Here is a 19,913-nt window from a genome sequence, read left to right on the forward strand (position 1 = left end):
TGGAGGATTTAAAATGGGCTTTTTTGACAGATTAAAGGACGGATTGCAAAAAACAAGAAAAAGTATCACTGAAAAGATAGATCAGGTGCTTGTTTCATTTGGCAAGGTGGATGAGGAATTATTTGATGAGCTTGAGGAAATTCTAATTACATCCGACATAGGAATAGAAACCACAATGAGGATAATTGAGGATTTAAAGGAAAAAACCCGTGAAAGAAAAATCATTGATGCCTTGAAGGTCAAGGACCTGTTAAAGGAAGAGCTTGAGGAAATACTGGATACCGGTGAAAGTGCTTTAAAGCTTGATTCCAAGCCGTCAGTCATCATTGTAATAGGTGTCAACGGAGTTGGAAAGACAACATCTATCGGTAAAATTGCAAATTATTATAAAAGTCAGGGTAAAAAGGTTTTACTGGCTGCAGGAGATACATTCAGAGCAGCAGCGATAGATCAGCTGGAAATATGGGCTGACAGAGTAGGTGCGGAGATAATAGAGCAAAAGGAAGGCTCGGATCCTGCTGCGGTGGTATTTGATGCCGCTCAGGCAGCCAAGTCAAGAAAAGCCGATTTGCTGATTTGTGATACAGCAGGAAGACTGCACACAAAGAAAAATCTCATGGAGGAGCTGAAAAAGGTTTCGAGAGTATTGGACAGAGAGCTGCCCGGAGCAGATAGGGAAACCTTGTTGGTGCTGGATGCGACTACGGGACAAAATGCAATTTCACAGGCAAAAACCTTCAAAGAAGCTGCCGACATTACGGGAATTGTTCTCACAAAGCTGGACGGAACAGCGAAGGGCGGAATTGTAATTGCAATAAAATCAGAGCTGGATATACCTGTTAAGCTGATTGGCGTCGGTGAACAGATAGATGATTTGCAAAAATTTAATGCGAAGGAATTTGTTGAGGCTCTGTTTTCGTAAGGATAACTAAAGTCAATTACGTTTAAAGCCTTCGCGGCGAATTAAGCTTTTAATCTAATTTTGAGCTCAGGTTATTACGGGCCGATACAACCGGTTCTTCAGCCGGCAGTAATTGACTTTTTTATAAATTTCAGTACAGATATTTACTATTGTAATCAGAATATAGCGTTAGGAGGGAAAATATGATATATGATTATTACAAGGAAAAAGGCAAAAAGCATTATAAGTGGAAAATAGTTATATTAGCGGTAGCTGTCATTGCAATAATAGGCTTAATTGTCGGGAGTTCGATATACATGGAGCTCATTCAGCTAAAGGAGCTGAACATGCAGGCCGACTACACCTCGGTTTACACTAAAAACCTTCTGTACAAGGTCGTATCCTTTTTTGCCGGCTTTGTAACTGTTTCACTGTTTATTTATTTTACTAATGTGGCAGTAATTAAAAATTTGAAAAAATATTTTGCCAATAACAATATTGAGCAAAGAAAGCTTATTAATGTTCCGGCAGCTTTGGCAGTCGGTGTTTTAGGCGCATTGGCGGTTAAAAACTTTTTCTATGACAAAGCATTGCTTTTCCTGAATTCCATAGATTTTGGAAGAGTTGATCCCCAGTTTGGTCAGGACATCGGATACTATATGTTTCAAAGGCCTTTTTACATGTCCTTGCTTAGCTTTATTTCAAATCTATGGCTGCTTGTAGTTGTTTATACGGTGGTATATTATGCTATGGTTTTACTGGCAGCCATGGGCGGAACATTTGAATTCAAGGAGTTTAAAGACAAAACAATACTCAGGCATAATCTTATAAACATTGCTGTATTTTTTGTGCTTAAAACGATTTCATACAAATTCCAGAGAGAGGATCTTTTATTTTCAGCCTTTACAGATACAGGTGTCAGCGGCGCGGGATATTCCAATACAAATATTTGGATTAGATTTTATACCATAGCTCCCTTAATTGTTTTGGTTATTGTATTGATATCGGGCTTCTTTATGTGGAAGGGCAGGATGAAAAAGGCGGCTGTCTCAATAGCTGTATATCCGGTAATTTTTATACTGGTATCTATTGCTTCGGCTCTTGTACAGACAGTTATAGTAAAACCCAATGAATTTGAGTACGAAAAGGATTATTTGCAGCAGAATATGATTGAAACAAGGGCTGCATACGGACTTGACAAGATTGAAACCTACGATTTCAAGACAATAAAGGATTTAACTCCGCAAATAATTGAAAATAACAGAAATACCATTGACAATATCAGAGTGGTGGATTATGCCCCTACGCTGGAAAGCAATAAACAGCTTCAAAGCAATACAAATTTTTATACCTTTAATACCGGAGATATTTTAAATTATACAGTCAACGGCAAGGAGATTCCTGTGCTTATATCAGCAAGGGAAATTAACACCTCCAAGCTTCAGAATCAAAATTTTGTAAATAAAACCTTTAAATATACTCATGGCTACGGTGTTGTTGTAAATCCGATAAACAAGCTGACAACTCAGGGACAGGTTGAGTTTCTGGTAAGCGGACTAAAAATGGACACAGTTGATAAGACCTCACTAAGCATAAAGGAACCAAGAATATATTACGGAGAGCTTACAAACAATTTTGTCATAGTAAGTTCAAAGTCTGCCGGCAAGGAGCCTGAGATTGATTATGACGGAACAACGGCAACATATTTTGATTCTGCCAATACTGAGGATGGTTCCAATGCTGAAAAAATAAGACTGAATCTGCTGAACAGGCTGTTATTTTCAGCTAAATATATGGATGCAAATCTTCTGGTGTCAAGTAATATTTCATCGGATTCACAAATTCTGCTCAATAGAAATGTGGTTGAAAGAGCACAAAAGGGAGTTCCCTTTCTTCGGGTGGATTCAGATCCTGCTTTGACAATTACTTCGGATGGGAGACTGAAATGGGTTTTAGATGCTTATACGGTTTCAAGCAACTATCCTTATGCTCAGAATTTCTATACGGAAAGCAGTGAAGCTGATTTAAGAGCACTTAACGGTACAAACTACATCAGGAACTCTGTTAAGGTCACTGTTGATGCATATGACGGCAATGTCAAGTATTATATTATTGATGAGACCGATCCTATTATCAAGGCTTATAAAAAGGTTTATCCGGGAGTATTTTCCGAGGAGCCTCTTCCGGAGGATATAGCATTGCACATGAGATATCCCGAGACCTTATTCAAGGTTCAGACTGAAATGCTCAAAAAATATCACTTAGACCCTGAAAAGCAGGAAAATATATCTACATTTTATACAAATCAGGATGCCTGGTCAATTGCAAAATATCCTGATAAAAGCAGCCCGACGGGAGTAAAGGAAATAGACTCCTACTACAATATGATAAAGCTTCCCGACAATTTGGGCACAAAAGAGGAGCTAATACTAATGAGGCCTTTTACACCTTCGGCTGATAAGCATAATATGATGTCATGGCTTGCGGTCAGAAATTCCAAAGAGGATTACGGAAAAATGATACTGTTTAACTTCCCGAAGGACACCAATATACTAGGTCCTGATCAGGTGGAGAACAATATAAATGCAATAAGTGAAATTTCTCAGAATCTTGCGCTTTGGGGACAGGGAAGTTCAAAGACCTTCAAGGGCAGCCTGCTGGTAATTCCGATTGAAAACAGCATTCTTTATGTTGAACCGATATATATCCAATCAGACAGTACATCGTCTATTCCGCAGGTTAAAACAGTGATAGTGGGGTATCAGCAGGGAAATGATTTCAAGCATGGTATTGGAGACAATCTGGATTCTGCTTTGGCTGATTTATTTAATGGGACTGTAAAAGCAGGTGACAATAAAATACCCACTGTAGATCAGACAACCGGTGAAATTAAAAATCCGGAGGAGGAAGGAAATACATCTGCTCCGCCGGCGGATAATGAACAAAAGTCAGAAATTGACGAAGCGAAGCTGGATGAGCTTCAGAAAAAGCTTGATGCTTTGATGAAGCAATCAGAAGAGATAAGCGAGTTAATTGACAGCCTTAGGAAGAGTAAATAAATTCAGACTGTTATAAAAAACACTAGGTTTTGTGAATAGAATATATCCATTACAAATACATTAAATTGCGGCATAAGAAGTTAAATAAAAAATAAATAGACAGGAATGGTGGATTATGGCTGAGGTTAAATATGAAATAACAAAAAATTTGGGCGTTTTATCAGAAAATGCAAAGGGATGGATAAAGGAGCTGAATTTGGTCAGCTGGAATGACAGAGCTCCCAAATATGATATAAGGGAATGGTCTCCTGAGCATGACAGAATGGGCAAGGGAATTACCCTGACGCAGGAGGAGCTTGCTGAGCTGAAAAGCTTGTTAAATAATATTGACCTTTAATTCGAAAACTTGATTCCTCAAGATTTAAACAGGCTGCTGTAAAGTGCTATAACCGCTAATGCTTGAGTGGTTACACTTTACAACAGCCTTTTGGATGAATTTAAAAGTTATTTCTTTTCAAAGGATTGACAATCTGTACATTCAATCATAGTCGGATCTGATTCATGAGTGCCTACCTGAATCTTTTGCAGTGCACAATAGTCCTCCGAGCTGCTGTGAAATTTGCAGCTGCTGACTGTACAGGCGATACTTGGGTTTTTACTATTCATTTTGATATCACTCCAATTCTTTTTTATTTTGTAACAGTTATTATTATTGTTTTATAATATGTAAAATATTCAGTCAAAATTTTAAAAAAGCTTTAAAAATAGATATACCTTAAAAATCAAATCTTATTAAGATATAAAGGGCAGAAATTAAATTTAAATCATTTTAATTGTCCTTGACACTATATATTTGATAGTGATAGTATTAATACACAATATATGGCGTGGTAAATAATGTAAATTTTTAGAGGGGTGGCAAAACCGCAATGATTACTAAAATCAAAAAGCGTGACGGAAGAGAAGTTCCTTTTAATATCGAAAAGATAGCAAGTGCTATTTTCAAAGCTGCAAGTGCAACCGGAGGCAAAGACTATAATACTGCTATGGGTTTGGCTGAAAAGGTGGTTGATTATATTGAATCTGCATATGAGGGAAGGCTTCCGAACGTTGAAGAAATACAAGATGCGGTTGAAAAGATACTGATTGAAACCGGTCATGCCAGAACAGCTAAAGAATTTATTTTATACAGAGCAGACCGGACCAGAAATCGTGAAATGAATACCAGACTTATGAGAGTATACGAGGAATTGACCTTTAAAGATGCAAAGGACAATGATTTAAAGCGTGAAAATGCAAATATTGATACCGATACGGCAATGGGAACTATGCTTAAATATGGTTCGGAAGGTGCCAAGCAATTTTATGAAATGTATGTGCTGAAGCCGGAGCATGCAAAGGCACATAACGAAGCAGATATTCACATACATGATTTGGACTTTTTAACGCTTACTACAACCTGCTGTCAGATAGATATTGTAAAGCTGTTTAAGAAAGGCTTCAGCACCGGGCACGGACACCTGAGAGAGCCGAATGATATAAACAGCTATGCGGCGCTTGCCTGCATAGCAATTCAATCCAATCAAAATGACCAGCATGGAGGGCAAAGCATACCGAATTTTGATTTCGGAATGTCGATGGGGGTTGCAAAGACCTATGTTAAAGGCTACAAGCAGAATTTGCGCAAAACGATAGAGCTTCTGACAGACAAGGATTTAGAAAAGGAAATAGCCTCAATCTGTGAGACAATAGAGAAGGAAAATTATCTCAAGCCTGCTTTGAATAGAATGGAGCAGTATATAAAGCTTGAAAAGCAGTATCTATTGAACTACGTGGCTGAAGAAGCTGTTGTGGATAAGGCACAGGCCTTTGCCGTAAAAAAAACTGATGAAGAGACAGACAAGGTAACATATCAGGCGATGGAGGCATTTGTCCACAATCTTAATACAATGCACAGCCGTGCCGGAGCGCAAACACCCTTTAGTTCCATAAACTACGGAACAGATACCTCACACGAGGGAAGGCTGGTAATTAAAAATCTGCTGCTTGCTACAGAAGCCGGTCTTGGAAACGGTGAAACACCTATTTTTCCAATACATATTTTTAAGGTTAAGGATGGAATTAACTATAAGGACGGTGATCCCAACTATGACCTGTTCAGGCTGGCATGCCGCGTAAGTGCAAAGAGGCTGTTTCCTAACTTTTCGTTTATAGATGCGCCGTACAACCTTAAATATTACGTAGAGGGGAACCCTGATACTGAAATTGCATATATGGGATGCAGAACCAGAGTAATCGGAAATACATATGACAGTTCCAGAGAGACTATTTTCGGCAGAGGGAATTTAAGCTTTACAACTGTTAATTTGCCCAGAATAGCATTGAGAAGCAATAAAAATTTAAACATATTTTTTGAAGAGCTGGATAAAAAAATAGATTTGATTATAGAACAGCTTTATGAAAGATACCTTATTCAGGCAAAGAAAAAAGTAAAGAATTATCCGTTTCTAATGGGACAAGGTATTTGGATTGATTCTGACAAGCTGGATTGGGAGGACGAGGTTGGTGAGGTTCTCAAGCACGGTACTTTATCTGTTGGCTTTATCGGTTTGGCGGAATGTCTTTTGGCCCTTACCGGAAAGCATCATGGAGAGTCTGAACAGGCACAGAATCTGGGACTTGAGATAATTGGCTATATGAGAAAAAGAATGGACGAAGCAAGTGAAAAGTACGGAATGAATTTTTCTCTTTTAGCAACGCCTGCAGAAGGTACATCAGGACGTTTTGTCAAATATGACAGGAAGCTTTTCGGAGCTGTTGAAGGCATTACAGACAAGGAATATTACACAAACAGCTTTCACATCCCTGTTTATTATAAGATAAATGCGCTTGATAAGATAAAAATAGAGGCTCCATATCATGAATTAACCAATGCGGGACATATAACCTATGTGGAGGTTGACGGTGATCCTATGAACAATCTCGAAGCCTTTGAGAAGATAGTAAAAGCTATGAAGGAAGCCGGTATTGGCTATGGCTCTGTTAATCATCCTGTAGACAGGGATCCTGTATGCGGCTACACCGGAATAATAGGAGATGTTTGCCCCAAGTGCGGAAGAAGAGAAGAAGAGGGTGCTCATTTTGAAAGAATCAGGCGTATAACAGGATATCTGGTGGGTACCTTAGACAGGTTTAACAATGCGAAGCTGGCTGAGGTGAGGGACAGGGTCACTCATATGTAGTTAGTAATCCTGTTGTATTAATGTTTTTATTATGTTTGCGTTTCATCTAAGGGCATTATTTATGATGAATAGTGAGGATAAATCAAATGAACCAAAAGATAAGAGTTGCAGGAATTATAAATGAATCAATAGCAGATGGTCCGGGGATAAGGCTGGTTATTTTTGCTCAGGGCTGTAAGCATAAATGCAAAGGCTGTCACAATCCCGAGACTCATTCCTTTGAAGGCGGAGAATTGGTAGATACAGATAAAATCCTGAAGGATATCAGGAGGAATTCCCTTCTTGACGGAGTAACCCTGAGCGGAGGAGACCCCTTTGAGCAGGCTGGGGCCTTTGCCGAGCTGGCAAGGGAAGTGAGGAAAATGGGAAAGAATGTGATTACCTATACAGGATATACCTTTGAGCAGCTGATAAAATATTCTTCCGAGAGAGAAGGCTATAAGGAGCTTTTAGAAAATACAGATATACTGGTGGACGGTCCTTTTATACTGGAAAAGAAAAGCCTGATGCTGAAATTTAAAGGCTCGGAAAATCAGAGAATTATCGACGTACCAAAAAGTATGGAAAGCAAAAAGATTGTAATTGCAATTGAATAGAGAACATAAGGAAGAATATCAAAATCCAGACAGATACTTAGGATATCGTCTGGATTTTTAGCTGCTATATTTCTTTATAAGCGACATTTTCGGCATAGCAGCGTGCAGCACCGACAGCTGTAGCGTATTCCGCATTTCTGGGTGTCTGAAAGTTAACATCATATAGCTTGCTTAGCTGAGTGAAGATATGCTCGGATTGAGGTACATTTGTTAAATTTCCGGTTAATATGACATCCTTTATATTATCAATTCTTGTATTAAAAACAGCAACCATGCCTATAGTCTGAAATACAAGATTAATTATACCCATTGCTAAATCAGCATTTGTAACTAAATCGCTTATTTTGCCGAAGTTAGATGCCGTGGTTTCGCTGGGAAGAGTCTCCAGTATCTCTTTTGAAATATCATTTATAGTAAGATCCACATGGGATAAATCACCGCCCTTTGCAGTCTCTATCAATTCATCAAAATTTCTTACATTCAGCATCCTGTTTGACAGTCCCAGCAAGGTACCTCCTCCCACGCCTGTTCCTCCCAGATGGACGGCTGTATTATGCTCAGCCTTTACAAGAGCTGTTCCTGTACCCATGCTGACTATAATTGCTTTTTTCAATTTGCTGAGGAACAGCCCTCCCAAGCCTATTGCCATAAATTCATCAACTCTTGCTGTGGGGATACCGAATAATTTACTGTTAATAAAGGATGAACCTACACCTGTTATCATTATCCTCTCAACGTCATCAATCTTCAGTGAATTTATATTGAGAAACTTGCCGAAAGCACCGTAAACCGATGCAATAGGATCATTTGCACGCACAAGCAAAGGATTAATTATTTCTTTTTTGTCAAAACCGACAATCTTTGTAGTACTTCCGCCTATATCTATTCCAATAACCTTGCCCAAGAAAAACACTCCTTCAGAAATATGTAATCATTCAGCATATATTGCTTTCACTGCTTTTTATTATCAAATTAAGCTCCCGTAAACATCTTTACTATTGCAATGCCTACACCTGTAATGCCTTCTCCTCCGAGCAAGCCTGATGCCGCAACTGTGCCGGTATCCTCCTTTGACTTGCCTTTTACAAGGCCGGTAATAAAACGTATTAATCCTCCCAGAAAAACAGAAGATGATATATAGAAGGGAAGGTAAATACCAATGCCCAAGGTGGCTGTAGGAAGTCCCAAAAGATATAGAATTGCGCCTGTTCCCGCTGCAACACCAAAAACAACAGGGTCTCCGATTCCGTTAATCATTGTGGTTACACCGACTGCCTGACCGGCAGGCAAAGCAGTATCCATACCTACTTCCCCGAACTGGTTTATAATTGCGAATAATGCCAATGAAGCGACTACTGTCCCGAATACTCCTCCCACAATCTGTGAAATTAGCTGAGCCTTTGGATTTGTTCCGAGCACCTGACCTGCCTTGTAATCATTGAACAAATCACCCGAAAAACCGCTTGAAACAGCAACACATCCGGCTATCAGCAAGGCATCGGTTGCATCAATATCAACAAATATTCTGATTCCAAGGAGAACGATAATACCGAAAATCTCCATCGGGTTTATTCCGGTCTGTCCTGTTATAGAGGCGGCCATTACGGAAACAATAAATATCCCTATTATTAACAATATGGAGGGAATAACGGATATTCCGGCTGCAATGGTAAAAACAAAGGCCAATGCAGTGGTAAGGATTATTAATATTCTTCCGAAACTGAAAATTTTCCTTTTGTCCGCTTTTATGCGGTTATCCGAAGAGCCTTTTTGTGAAAGCAATTTTTTGACAGCGGATACCACAATCCCTATAAGAACGCCTAAGCCTGTACCAACCATAAGCCCTATACCCGCACTTGTCTTAAAGGCTGCGGCTTCTGCACCATCGGCAAAAAGCCCGAGCTTGGGGCCAAAGGGTATAATAAATGCATTTGAAAACAATGCACCAAGAAACCAAACACCGGTATACAGTCCGCCTAAAATATATCCCATACCCACAGCCATGGGGGAGTTCCATGCAATGACTGTGCTTTTATATGCAAAAACCTGAGGAACAAGTGCAAGCTGATCTCTGAAAAAAGTATATACTGCCGATACAATCATGCTGCCAAAAAGGAAAATTGACTTTTTCCCTCCATGGTCTCCGGCTTTTATTGTTTCTGCAGCCGCAAGCCCGATAGGATATGTTAAACCGCCGTTATTAACAATAAACCTATACCTTAGAATATAGGAGGCAACCGTACCAAACAGCATTCCGGCAATGGCTACAGCTAATACCTTAAAGAAGTTAACGGAAAAATCAGCAGAGCCCTTCCAGATACCCATAATCCATAATCCCGGAAGAGTAAAGGCTAATCCTCCTGCAACCATTGATCCTGCTGACATCGCAGTCTGAGTAATATTAATTTCATTATTTGTAGTTTTCCCGAATATCTTCAAAAGTGCCATTGAAAGTACCGCAACAAAAATTGTCGGCCATGGGAGCGCACTCATTCTGAGTGCGACATACATTGAGCTTGCAGTAATTACACAAGAACCGAGAGCACCAAAAATTAAGCTTCTCAGGGATAATTGTTCAATTCCAAAAAGATTTCTTTCGCTATTATCGTTCATTTTAACCTCCACGCCCAATAGGGGCATAAGCATTTGTAAAACATCCTGCTGAGAACCTTTAAGCCTTTTTACAATCTACAGGTTACTCAAGTTCAGGCGGATTTATTCATAAGCTGAAATAAATGTCTCGATCCGTAAGGACATGCATAAGCCTGAATATAAAAAATATATTGATTAGTGTGTATGCTGTAAGAATAATTCTTCCTTTAACGGAACAAAGCAATAGAAAATTGCACAAATTCTCCGCATTACAGGATAAAAAGTCAATATTAAGAAGCTTTAGCTTCAAACCAAACTGTGGCTGCCGATTACATTTTATCTGGCCGGCAAGATTGACCTCTGGTAATATACAGACTGGTTAGCTTGAAATAATAAATTTTAACATTAAAATACCTCCGTTCTTATTCCAAAAGGATATAAGTCGTAATAAAAGTCAACTGCTGCCGCCTAAAAAACGATACATACTGTCCCGATATTTTATCATGCGAAGTATTAAAACATAATTGACTTTGGTCAATTTAAAAAAGCTACAGCCCCGATACTAACCTTCGGGGCAAAACAATCCTGTCTGGTTTCAAATGCAAAAGCAGCATATTTGATGCCTATGCGGCTTGCCAAAAGTCGATTGCGGTTATAAAGCCTTTACGACGATTGATTTATATGAATACCAGCTAATTTATTATGTTATCATATTGCTTATATATGTGCAATTATTAATTTCCATATAATAAATTACTCAGCCGAACCATCGATAAGCTGAGCATTGATAGATTTTCTACAGGGAAAGCTAAGAAAAATTACAAAATATGTAAATAATGGATGGAATAATTATGGCCTTAATGCTATAATAATTAAAAATAACAATTGAGGTATATAATTGTTAATGAATTTCAAAGTATAAATAAATTATAGGCAATGAAAGGAGGAGACATATATGGAATCCGGCGAAATGAGGTTTGCAGTACTTATAGATGCTGAAAACGTACCTTACTGCAATATTAAAGGCATAATGGAAGAAATCGCAAAGTATGGAACACCTACTATCAAGAGAATATATGCTGACTGGACAAGACCTACTGTTTCTGGATGGAAAAATGTTTTATTGGAAAATGCCATTACGCCTATACAGCAATATAGCTATACCAGCGGCAAAAATTCATCAGATTCTGCGATGATTATTGATGCAATGGATATACTATATACGGAAAAGGTTGAAGGCTTCTGTATAATATCAAGCGACAGCGACTTTACAAGATTGGTTATAAGACTTCGTGAAGCAGGTATGAAGGTATTCGGCATAGGAGAAAGAAAAACTCCAAGCCCATTTATTGCAGCATGTGATAAATTCACTTATATTGAAATAATCAGTGCATCCTCACATAATAATGAAACATATGACAACGGGCCTAAAAAAGAGGGTGTGGCGGAAAAGGAGCAAAAGAGCGGTACAGTGGCTATAGGCAAGGATATAATCAATTTGATTGCAGTTTCAATCAATGATGTGGAGGATGAAAACGGCTGGGCGTTTCTTGGAGATGTCGGCAATCTGATTAATAAAAAACAGCCTGATTTTGATCCAAGAAATTTCGGCTTTTACAAATTGACTCATCTCATTAAGAAGCTCAAGGAATTTGAGATTGAGGAGAGAGATACAAATAATTCAAAAATAAAGCATATTTACGTTAGAAATAAAAATAATCTTGTAAAGTAAAAGTACTTGACAACCTGTACAATTTAATTTAAAATAAGTTGTAAAGTAAAATTGCTTTACAAGTTCTGTTTTATAGGTATTCAATTTATTGGAGTCAATTACTATCGGCTGAATAGACGAGGTAATCGTCCCGGTGGTATCAGATGACAGTTTGGGTTTGAGGCTAAAAAACAAATTCAGCTCCAAGCTGCATGTATATCGTTCCGGTATTTTATCCCACGATGGCTTGAACTGTAATTGACTTTAGTCATGTGCCTCACGGAGGTTACCATGGAGAAGGTATTTGAAACATCCCTGCTGCTTGATTTTTATGGACAGCTGCTTACTGACAGACAATATGAGATAATGGATTTGCATTACAACAATGATTTTACTTTGACAGAAATTGCGGAACAGCTGGGTATCAGTCGTCAAGGTGTTTATGATAATGAAAAGCGCGGAAGAATGTTATTAAATGAATATGAAAGTAAATTGGGCTTGCTTTTAAAATTCTGCCAGCAGAAAGAAAGAGCCGAGCAGGTACAGAAGTATTTGGAGAATATAAATGTAGCAGAGCTCAGCCGGCACAACAAGGCAGTTATCGAAAAAGTTGGGTTGGAAATAAGGGAGCTTGCCAATAGTATATAGTGCAGGATTGAATTGGAGGTTTTGGAATGTCGGTTTTTGAAGGTTTGTCAGGAAAGCTCCAAGAAACAATGAAAAAATTTCGAGGGCAGGGCAGAGTATCCGAAAAAGATGTCAAGGATATGATGAGAGAGATAAAGCTGGCTCTGCTTGAGGCTGACGTAAATTTTAAGGTAGTTAAGGACTTTATAAGCAAGATATCTGAAAGAGCGGTCGGGCAGGATGTTTTGGAAAGCCTTACACCGGGACAGCAGGTAGTTAAAATAGTTCATGAAGAGCTTATAGAGCTGCTGGGAAGAGAACAGAGCAAGGTGACTTTTTCTTCAAAGCCCCCTACGGTATTTTTAATGACAGGACTTCAGGGCTCAGGTAAAACCACTACCTCCGGCAAGCTGGCAAGCTTGTTGAGAAAGCAGGGAAAGTCGCCCCTGCTGGTTGCCTGCGATGTATACAGGCCTGCCGCTATCAAGCAGCTGCAGGTTGTAGGCGGACAATTAAATATTCCGGTGTTCACATTGGAAAACAATATGAATCCTGTTGAAATTGCAACGGAAGCAGTAAAGTTTGCTAATATGAAGCAATATGATTTGGTTATAATAGATACTGCGGGACGACTCCACATAGATGAGAAATTAATGGATGAGCTGCTGAATATAAAAAAGGCTGTTAATCCTCATGAAATATTGCTGGTTGTTGATTCAATGACAGGTCAGGATGCTGTAAATGTTTCACAAAGCTTCAATGAAAAGCTGGGCATTGACGGAGTGGTTCTGACAAAGCTTGACGGCGATACAAGAGGCGGTGCGGCACTTTCCGTCAAAGCTGTTACGGGTAAGCCTATCAAGTTTATAGGACTGGGAGAAAAGCTTAGCGAGATTGAGCCGTTTTTCCCAGATAGAATGGCATCGCGTATACTTGGAATGGGTGATGTGCTGAGTCTCATTGAAAAGGCTCAGGATGCATTTGATGAGAAGCAGGCCCTTGAGCTGGAAAAGAAAATGCGCACAATGCAGTTTACACTTGAGGATTTCCTCGAACAGATGCAGCAGATTAAGAAAATGGGTTCAATAGGAGAAATTCTTGGCATGATGCCTGGTATTGATTCAAAGGCTCTCAAGGATTTAAATCAGGAAGAGAGCGAAAAAAATATGGCTCGTACCGAGGCTATCATCAGATCAATGACAAAGAAGGAACGAAATGATCCGTCTGTAATTAATGCAAGCCGCAAAAAGAGAATATCTGCCGGAAGCGGTACGACTGTCCAAGAAGTTAACGCACTTCTCAAGCAGTTTGAAGAAATGCGAAAAATGATGAAGATGATGACTGATATGGGCAAGCGAGGCAAAAAGGGTCTTGGAAAGTTCAAATTGCCTTTCTGATGCTTTCAGAAGTTTATAAGTGCAACTGAGCTTGTGGATAAAGGCAATTACTGCCGGACACAGGTGAGGTTTTCTTTATAATGAATTCCTTAAAAGGAGGTGAAAATAATGGCGGTTAAGATACGTTTAAAAAGAATAGGTGCTACTAAGAAGCCTTTTTATAGAGTAGTAGTTGCTGATTCAAGATATCCCAGAGATGGTAGATTTATTGATGAAATAGGTACTTATAATCCTTTGGTAAATCCTGTTGATTTCAAAGTTGATGCGGAAAAAGCACAAAAATGGATTAAGAATGGTGCACAGCCTACGGATACAGTTAAGTCACTTCTTAAGAAATCAGGTATTATTCAATAATATCAATGCTATTTTGTGTAACTCAGTTTAAAAAACTAGATTAACTTGAAAGAATCCGGATTTGGGTGTAAAAGGATGCGGTGCCTCAATAGCGTGGAGGTTAGCTTGAGGAAGATGTATATTATAGTTGGTAAAAAATCAGCGTACCTTCACGAGGCTTTCATAAATTTTTCGCCGGAAACCCGGCGTGGAGGTTATTATGAGAGAATTGCTTGAAAACATTGCAAAGGCTCTTGTGGATTATCCAGATGAGGTTTTTGTAAATGAAATTCAAAATGAAAAGTCAATCATCCTTGAGCTTAAGGTTTCCAAGGATGATATGGGCAAGGTAATCGGTAAGCAAGGCAGAATTGCAAAAGCTATCAGAACTGTTGTCAAGGCTGCGGCAGTCAAAGACAACAGAAGGGTAGTAGTGGATATTATACAATGAGAAAAGGGGCGGACGCCCCTTTTCTAAAATCAATTATGGCTTGAAGCCTTTGTGCGATAGAATATCTTGATAATATTCTATCGTTTTTTAGGAATATGGGAATTTAAAGGTTTGAATTCCCTCTTCTGCTTTAAGCAGGCTGTGTCTGAGCAGGGAAAAGTCAGGTGCCGCTGCAGGCAGCCATCGGAACCCTTGGCTTAGCATACAAGAAATTAAGTAGCCGGTAGCCTTGCAAAGCAAATTTTCAAAAAATATTATCTGTAAAGATAGGTGATTTTAATGCTTGAATATTTAATTGTCGGACAGTTAATCAATACTCATGGTGTAAAGGGAGAGCTTAAGGCTGTTTCCATGACAGATGATTCTCATAGATTTCTTGACCTTAAATGGGTTTTTATTGATAAAAACGGCAAGCTTGAAAAATATAACATCTCAGGTGTGAAATTTTTCAAGCAATTTGTAATACTTAAATTCGAAGGTGTCGATTCTATAGATGCAGCTGAGAAGCTGAAAAATCTCTATATGAAAGTTGACAGAGCTAATGCAGTCAGGCTTCCTAAGGGCTCCTTCTTTATTGCAGATATAATGGGCTTGCAGGTTTATGATGAAAATAATAGCCTTTTAGGCCAGCTCAAGGATGTTATTCATACAGGCAGCAATGATGTATATGTTGTAAAAAATGAAGAGGGAAAGGAATTACTTATTCCTGCTCTGAAAAGTGTAGTCATGGAAATTTCTCCGGAAAACGGAAGAATATCTGTAATTTTGCCGAAAGGACTGCTTGACTGATGAAATTTGAGGTGCTTACACTTTTCCCGGATATATTTAATGCTGTAATGAGAGAGAGCATTGTGGGCCGCGCTCAGGAAAACGGCATTGTTGAAGTAAACGCTGTAAATATAAGAGACTATTCGAAGGACAAGCATAGAAAGGTTGATGACTATCCTTTTGGCGGAGGCACAGGAATGGTTATGACCTGTCAGCCTGTTATAGATGCATATGAAGATCTTACGAAGGATTTGGAAACCAAGCCAAGGGTTATATATATGAGCCCTCAGGGGCGGGTGCTGACACAGGATATGGCGAAGGAGCTGTCTGAGGAAAAGCATTTGATATTGCTATGCGGCCATTATGAAGGAATTGACGAGAGAATAATTGAAGAAATAGTTGATGAGGAGATTTCCATAGGTGATTATGTTCTCACAGGAGGAGAGCTTCCTGCAATGGTGCTCATTGATTGCGTCAGCAGGCTTTTGCAGGGCGTTTTGGCAAGTGAGGATTCTTACAGCGAGGAATCGCATTTCAATGGATTGCTGGAGTACCCTCAGTATACAAGACCGGCTGATTATAAAGGAAATAAGGTGCCTGAAATATTGCTTTCAGGACATCATGCAAATATAGAAAAATGGAAAATGGAGCAGTCATTAGAAAGAACAAAATTGAAAAGACCTGATATGTATGAGGCATATCAAAAAAAGCTTTAAAAACATTAAAATTTACTTTGCATTATCCAACAAATTATGTTATAATGTGCTTTGTGTGTAATACGGATGGTCCTCTGCACTTATGATGCATGAACATCTAGGAGAGGGAGGAGGATTTATATTATGGATATATTAAGGTCTATTGAAAGTGAACAAATAAGAGCTGACATTCCAAATTTGGAAATCGGTGATTTTATCAAGGTTCATGCAAAGATTATAGAAGGAAGCAGGGAAAGAATACAGGTATTCGAAGGAACTGTTATTGCTAAAAAGGGTTCTGGTTTAAAAGAAACTTTTACAGTAAGAAGAGTATCTTACGGTGTCGGTGTTGAAAGAATTTTCCCCGTAAACTCACCAAGAATTGATCATATTGATGTTGTCAGAAAAGGTGTTGTCAGAAGAGCTAAGCTATACTATCTGCGTGACAGAGTTGGTAAGGCTGCAAAGATTAAAGAAAAGCTATAATTTTGAAAGCCGAAAAACCTGGAGGCATTATTGTCTCTGGGTTTTTTTAGTAAGATATCCATTTGAAAAATTTTAAAATCAGGACTATTTACTGGAAACCTGAGTATTAAAATAAAATTATTGTAAAAATTGATTACTTTAATAAAAGATAGTATAATCATTTATGAATAAACTTAAAGCTAGTGTGTTCAAAATAATGACGAGGTGATATTTTAATGGAAAATAAGAATTCCGAGGGCGGCAAAGATGAAGCTTTAAATGTTGGATTTGATAATGAAGATATCAATGGGAAAAAGGCTTCTGATAATAATAACGGAAATGATATTAAAAATGATTCTGATATAAAGCCTGCAGAATATAGCGCAGCTGAAATGAGCAGCAATACTGGCGATGAAGCCGGTAAAATAACGAAAAGCAAAAAGAAAAATTCAATAGGCAGGGAAATTTTAGAGTGGGTTATGGTTATTGTTGCGGCTCTGTTAATATCAATGCTTATTAAGGCATTTATATTCTCAACCTACAAGGTAAATATGGTTTCAATGGAAAATACACTTCATGAAGGTCATAATGTAATAGTTTACAAAACCGGTTACTTTTTTAACGAGCCTGAACGCGGTGATATCATAGTATTTATGCATGAGGAAGGCAAAATCAAGAACTTTATTAAGTATCTGCCTATCAGAAATCCCGGCGAGGTTGACTATATAAAGAGAGTTATAGGCTTACCGGGAGATCAGATTGATATACGCGACGGCTCTGTATATCGCAAATCTGAGGGAGAGAGTGATTTTATCAAGCTGGATGAGCCATATACAAAAACAACTACTGATTCGAAAGGTATGCAGCTTCCTTTTACGGTACCTGAAGGCCAGCTGTTTGTAATGGGCGATAACAGAGGACAGAGTCTTGACTCAAGACAGATAGGGACAATTGATATGGATGCTGTTATAGGCAAGGCTGTTTTCCGCATTTGGCCATTTTCTGTATTCGGCGGATTGTATGACTAACCGTCACGATAGAACACAGGCGTTTCAAGCCTTTGCAATGATATTTTATATCTGAGACGATATTTATATACAAGAGTTCTGAGAATGGTAGGAAGTTAGTTGTACCAGACTTTAGAACTCTGTTAATTTATTTAAAATTTTACAAAGGAGAATTTATGAATATTCAATGGTTTCCGGGGCATATGGCAAAGACAAGGAGGCTGATTGCCGAAAATTTAAAGCTTGTGGATGTTATTATAGAACTCCTTGATGCAAGAATACCATTTAGCAGCAGAAATCCAGAAATTAATTCTTTAATAAATAACAAACCAAGGCTTGTGGCCTTCAATAAGTCGGATCTGGCAGATGACAAGGTTTCGGGCCAATGGATACAGTGGTATGCGAATCAAGGAATAAAATGTATTTTAATTAATTCTATAACCGGTAAGGGACTAAATGAAGTTAAAGCCAGGGCACGTGAAATGATGTCCGAAAAAATTGAACGTGAAAGAGCAAAGGGTAAAATTTTTACACCCGTAAAAACTATGGTTGTAGGTATTCCTAATGTCGGAAAATCTTCATTTATAAATAAAATTGTGGGCAGAGCGACAGCCGTGACAGGAGACAGGCCGGGAGTAACAAGGGGAAAGCAATGGATAAGAATAAATCAGGAAATAGAGCTTTTAGACACACCGGGTATTCTCTGGCCTAAATTTGAAGATCAGGAGGTTGGCTTGAATCTTGCTTTTACCGGAGCCATTAAGGATGATATAATGGATACATCAGAGGTGGCTATGGAGCTTCTTTACAGGCTTTCACTGCTGTACCCGAAGGAATTGTATACAAGATTCAAGCTTGAGCCTGCTTCAATCAAAAATCCGGAGCCGCTGGAGCTTTTGGAAACTGTAGGACGCAAGAGAGGCTGTATTATATCTAAGGGCCAGATTGACTATTCCAGAATATCCGCAATTGTTCTGGACGAATTCAGAGGCGGAAAAATAGGCAGAATAACGTTGGAAAAGCCGGATGAGAGAGACTTAAAAGACAGCCAGGAGTTATTTCTTTAACACTATCAAAGGGTTAAATATATTTGACAGTTCTTCATAGGTATTGACAAGCTCCGGAAACATCAATGGGCGTTCCGGATTTTGGGGTTTTACACTGGTCAGCACCTGTATTCTGTAGTAAAGTATAATTAATGACAATAGCATAAAATATAAGCTGAGCAGCGTGAAGCCTTGCTATAGCCTTGCAGAGCTTTGTCATGCCCTTTAACAATACATATTGACAGGAGCAAATAATGGCTAAGCTAACATTAAAGCAGATTCAGGAACAGGTTCAGGACAAATCAATTCAAGAAGCAATTGATTACCTTATATCTTTGGAGACATGCGGCTCATCAGTGGGCAGGCTGCTTGAGAAATATTACAGGCTTCGTGAAAAGCATGACAAGGAGACAGAACGCTTGCAAAATATGCTTTCCTATGAGAATAAGGCTATGCAGGAAGGCTGCACCTTGATAGCAGGTGTGGATGAAGCGGGCAGAGGACCGCTGGCAGGGCCGGTGGTTGCCGCTGCGGTAATTCTTCCGAAGGGCTTGCTGATAGAGGGAGTGAATGACTCTAAAAAACTCAGTGAGGCAAAAAGAGAAGCCCTGTTTGAGGTAATAAAGGAAAAAGCTGTTGCATACGGAATTGCGGCAGTTGGCGAAAAGTCTATTGATGATATTAACATATTGAATGCCACAAAAAAAGCAATGTTTGATGCAATAAGCCAGCTAAAGCCTTCACCAGACTGTATTCTTTTAGATGCGGTAAGGCTCGAGAATATTGATGCGAAGCAGGTGCCTATTATAAAGGGGGACAGCCTGAGCCTTAATATTGCGGCAGCTTCAATATTGGCAAAGGTAACCAGGGACAGATTAATAAGAGAGTATGATTCAGTATATCCGGAATATGGTTTTGCCGTTCACAAGGGTTATGGAACACCTCAGCATATTTCTGCTATAAAAAAATTCGGACTTTGTCCGATACATAGAGTAAGCTTTATAAATGAGTCGTGGCTTTCAGAATGATATTATCTGGCAAGCTTCCGCATGAAAAAGCATGAACAAATCAGGCAGTACCGAA

The 19,913-nt window shown here is 38.9% G+C and carries 19 protein-coding genes; 16 read left to right on the forward strand and 3 right to left on the reverse strand.

Annotated features, from left to right (window positions below):
- Positions 1 to 13: 13 nt before the first annotated feature.
- The 3 genes from ftsY to LY28_RS12185 all read left to right on the forward strand — a co-directional run bounded on the left by ftsY (position 14) and on the right by LY28_RS12185 (position 4,297).
- Positions 14 to 922: a signal recognition particle-docking protein FtsY gene (ftsY, locus tag LY28_RS12175; protein ID WP_110462467.1), complete on the forward strand. Its 909-nt coding sequence runs from the start codon at positions 14 to 16 to the stop codon at positions 920 to 922.
- 182 nt (positions 923 to 1,104) lie between these two features.
- Positions 1,105 to 3,960, forward strand: coding sequence for a UPF0182 family protein (locus LY28_RS12180; RefSeq protein ID WP_110462468.1), 2,856 nt, complete (start codon positions 1,105 to 1,107; stop codon positions 3,958 to 3,960).
- Between the two features lie 115 nt (positions 3,961 to 4,075).
- A complete protein-coding gene (locus LY28_RS12185; protein ID WP_110462469.1) occupies positions 4,076 to 4,297 on the forward strand; it encodes a YdbC family protein in 222 nt (73 codons plus the stop codon).
- 107 nt (positions 4,298 to 4,404) lie between these two features.
- Here the strand turns inward: LY28_RS12185 and LY28_RS12190 are convergent, their stop codons facing one another.
- The gene (locus LY28_RS12190; protein WP_110462470.1) at positions 4,405 to 4,566 is read right to left on the reverse strand and encodes a DUF1540 domain-containing protein; all 162 of its coding nucleotides are present in this window, start codon (positions 4,564 to 4,566) and stop codon (positions 4,405 to 4,407) included.
- A gap of 263 nt (positions 4,567 to 4,829) precedes the next feature.
- Here LY28_RS12190 and LY28_RS12195 point away from each other — a divergent pair, with 263 nt between their 5' ends.
- Both LY28_RS12195 and nrdG read left to right on the forward strand, forming a co-directional pair.
- Positions 4,830 to 7,142: an anaerobic ribonucleoside triphosphate reductase gene (locus tag LY28_RS12195; RefSeq protein WP_110462471.1), complete on the forward strand. Its 2,313-nt coding sequence runs from the start codon at positions 4,830 to 4,832 to the stop codon at positions 7,140 to 7,142.
- A gap of 86 nt (positions 7,143 to 7,228) precedes the next feature.
- Positions 7,229 to 7,738, forward strand: coding sequence for an anaerobic ribonucleoside-triphosphate reductase activating protein (nrdG, locus tag LY28_RS12200; protein WP_110462472.1), 510 nt, complete (start codon positions 7,229 to 7,231; stop codon positions 7,736 to 7,738).
- Positions 7,739 to 7,802: 64 nt separating this feature from the next.
- On the opposite strand, the gene coaW is transcribed toward nrdG, so the two are convergent.
- Both coaW and LY28_RS12210 read right to left on the reverse strand, forming a co-directional pair.
- Positions 7,803 to 8,651: a type II pantothenate kinase gene (coaW, locus tag LY28_RS12205; protein ID WP_422785007.1), complete on the reverse strand. Its 849-nt coding sequence runs from the start codon at positions 8,649 to 8,651 to the stop codon at positions 7,803 to 7,805.
- A 59-nt stretch (positions 8,652 to 8,710) separates the two neighbouring features.
- A complete protein-coding gene (locus LY28_RS12210) occupies positions 8,711 to 10,351 on the reverse strand; it encodes an OPT/YSL family transporter (RefSeq protein WP_110462474.1) in 1,641 nt (546 codons plus the stop codon).
- A gap of 934 nt (positions 10,352 to 11,285) precedes the next feature.
- Between LY28_RS12210 and LY28_RS12215 the strand changes: the two genes are divergently transcribed.
- From LY28_RS12215 to LY28_RS12265, 11 genes are all read left to right on the forward strand, one after another.
- On the forward strand, positions 11,286 to 12,062 hold the full coding sequence (locus LY28_RS12215; RefSeq protein ID WP_110462475.1) for an NYN domain-containing protein: 777 nt from the start codon (positions 11,286 to 11,288) through the stop codon (positions 12,060 to 12,062).
- Positions 12,063 to 12,332: 270 nt separating this feature from the next.
- The gene (ylxM, locus tag LY28_RS12220) at positions 12,333 to 12,689 is read left to right on the forward strand and encodes a YlxM family DNA-binding protein (RefSeq protein ID WP_110462476.1); all 357 of its coding nucleotides are present in this window, start codon (positions 12,333 to 12,335) and stop codon (positions 12,687 to 12,689) included.
- Between the two features lie 26 nt (positions 12,690 to 12,715).
- Entirely contained in the window at positions 12,716 to 14,065 is a 1,350-nt protein-coding gene (gene ffh / locus LY28_RS12225; protein ID WP_110462477.1) for a signal recognition particle protein, read from the forward strand.
- Positions 14,066 to 14,173: 108 nt separating this feature from the next.
- Positions 14,174 to 14,419, forward strand: a complete 246-nt coding sequence (rpsP, locus tag LY28_RS12230; protein WP_110462478.1) for a 30S ribosomal protein S16 — start codon at positions 14,174 to 14,176, stop codon at positions 14,417 to 14,419.
- Positions 14,420 to 14,618: 199 nt separating this feature from the next.
- Positions 14,619 to 14,849 carry a KH domain-containing protein gene (locus tag LY28_RS12235; RefSeq protein WP_110462479.1) on the forward strand — a complete coding sequence of 77 codons (231 nt, stop codon included), beginning with the start codon at positions 14,619 to 14,621 and terminating at the stop codon, positions 14,847 to 14,849.
- A gap of 279 nt (positions 14,850 to 15,128) precedes the next feature.
- Positions 15,129 to 15,638: a ribosome maturation factor RimM gene (gene rimM, locus LY28_RS12240; protein ID WP_110462480.1), complete on the forward strand. Its 510-nt coding sequence runs from the start codon at positions 15,129 to 15,131 to the stop codon at positions 15,636 to 15,638.
- Positions 15,638 to 16,333: a tRNA (guanosine(37)-N1)-methyltransferase TrmD gene (trmD, locus tag LY28_RS12245; protein WP_110462481.1), complete on the forward strand. Its 696-nt coding sequence runs from the start codon at positions 15,638 to 15,640 to the stop codon at positions 16,331 to 16,333. The genes rimM and trmD overlap by 1 nt, the downstream gene beginning before the upstream one ends.
- Before the next feature lie 123 nt (positions 16,334 to 16,456).
- Positions 16,457 to 16,798 (forward strand): 50S ribosomal protein L19, encoded by a 342-nt coding sequence (gene rplS / locus LY28_RS12250; RefSeq protein WP_110462482.1) that lies wholly within the window; start codon positions 16,457 to 16,459, stop codon positions 16,796 to 16,798.
- Positions 16,799 to 17,013: 215 nt separating this feature from the next.
- Positions 17,014 to 17,805, forward strand: coding sequence for a signal peptidase I (gene lepB, locus LY28_RS12255; RefSeq protein WP_242981258.1), 792 nt, complete (start codon positions 17,014 to 17,016; stop codon positions 17,803 to 17,805).
- 155 nt (positions 17,806 to 17,960) lie between these two features.
- On the forward strand, positions 17,961 to 18,851 hold the full coding sequence (gene ylqF / locus LY28_RS12260; protein ID WP_110462483.1) for a ribosome biogenesis GTPase YlqF: 891 nt from the start codon (positions 17,961 to 17,963) through the stop codon (positions 18,849 to 18,851).
- A 233-nt stretch (positions 18,852 to 19,084) separates the two neighbouring features.
- Positions 19,085 to 19,858, forward strand: coding sequence for a ribonuclease HII (locus tag LY28_RS12265; protein WP_110462484.1), 774 nt, complete (start codon positions 19,085 to 19,087; stop codon positions 19,856 to 19,858).
- Positions 19,859 to 19,913 lie beyond the last annotated feature (55 nt).

The sequence above is a fragment of the Ruminiclostridium sufflavum DSM 19573 genome, from assembly GCF_003208175.1.
Lineage (GTDB): Bacteria > Bacillota > Clostridia > Acetivibrionales > DSM-1351 > Ruminiclostridium > Ruminiclostridium sufflavum.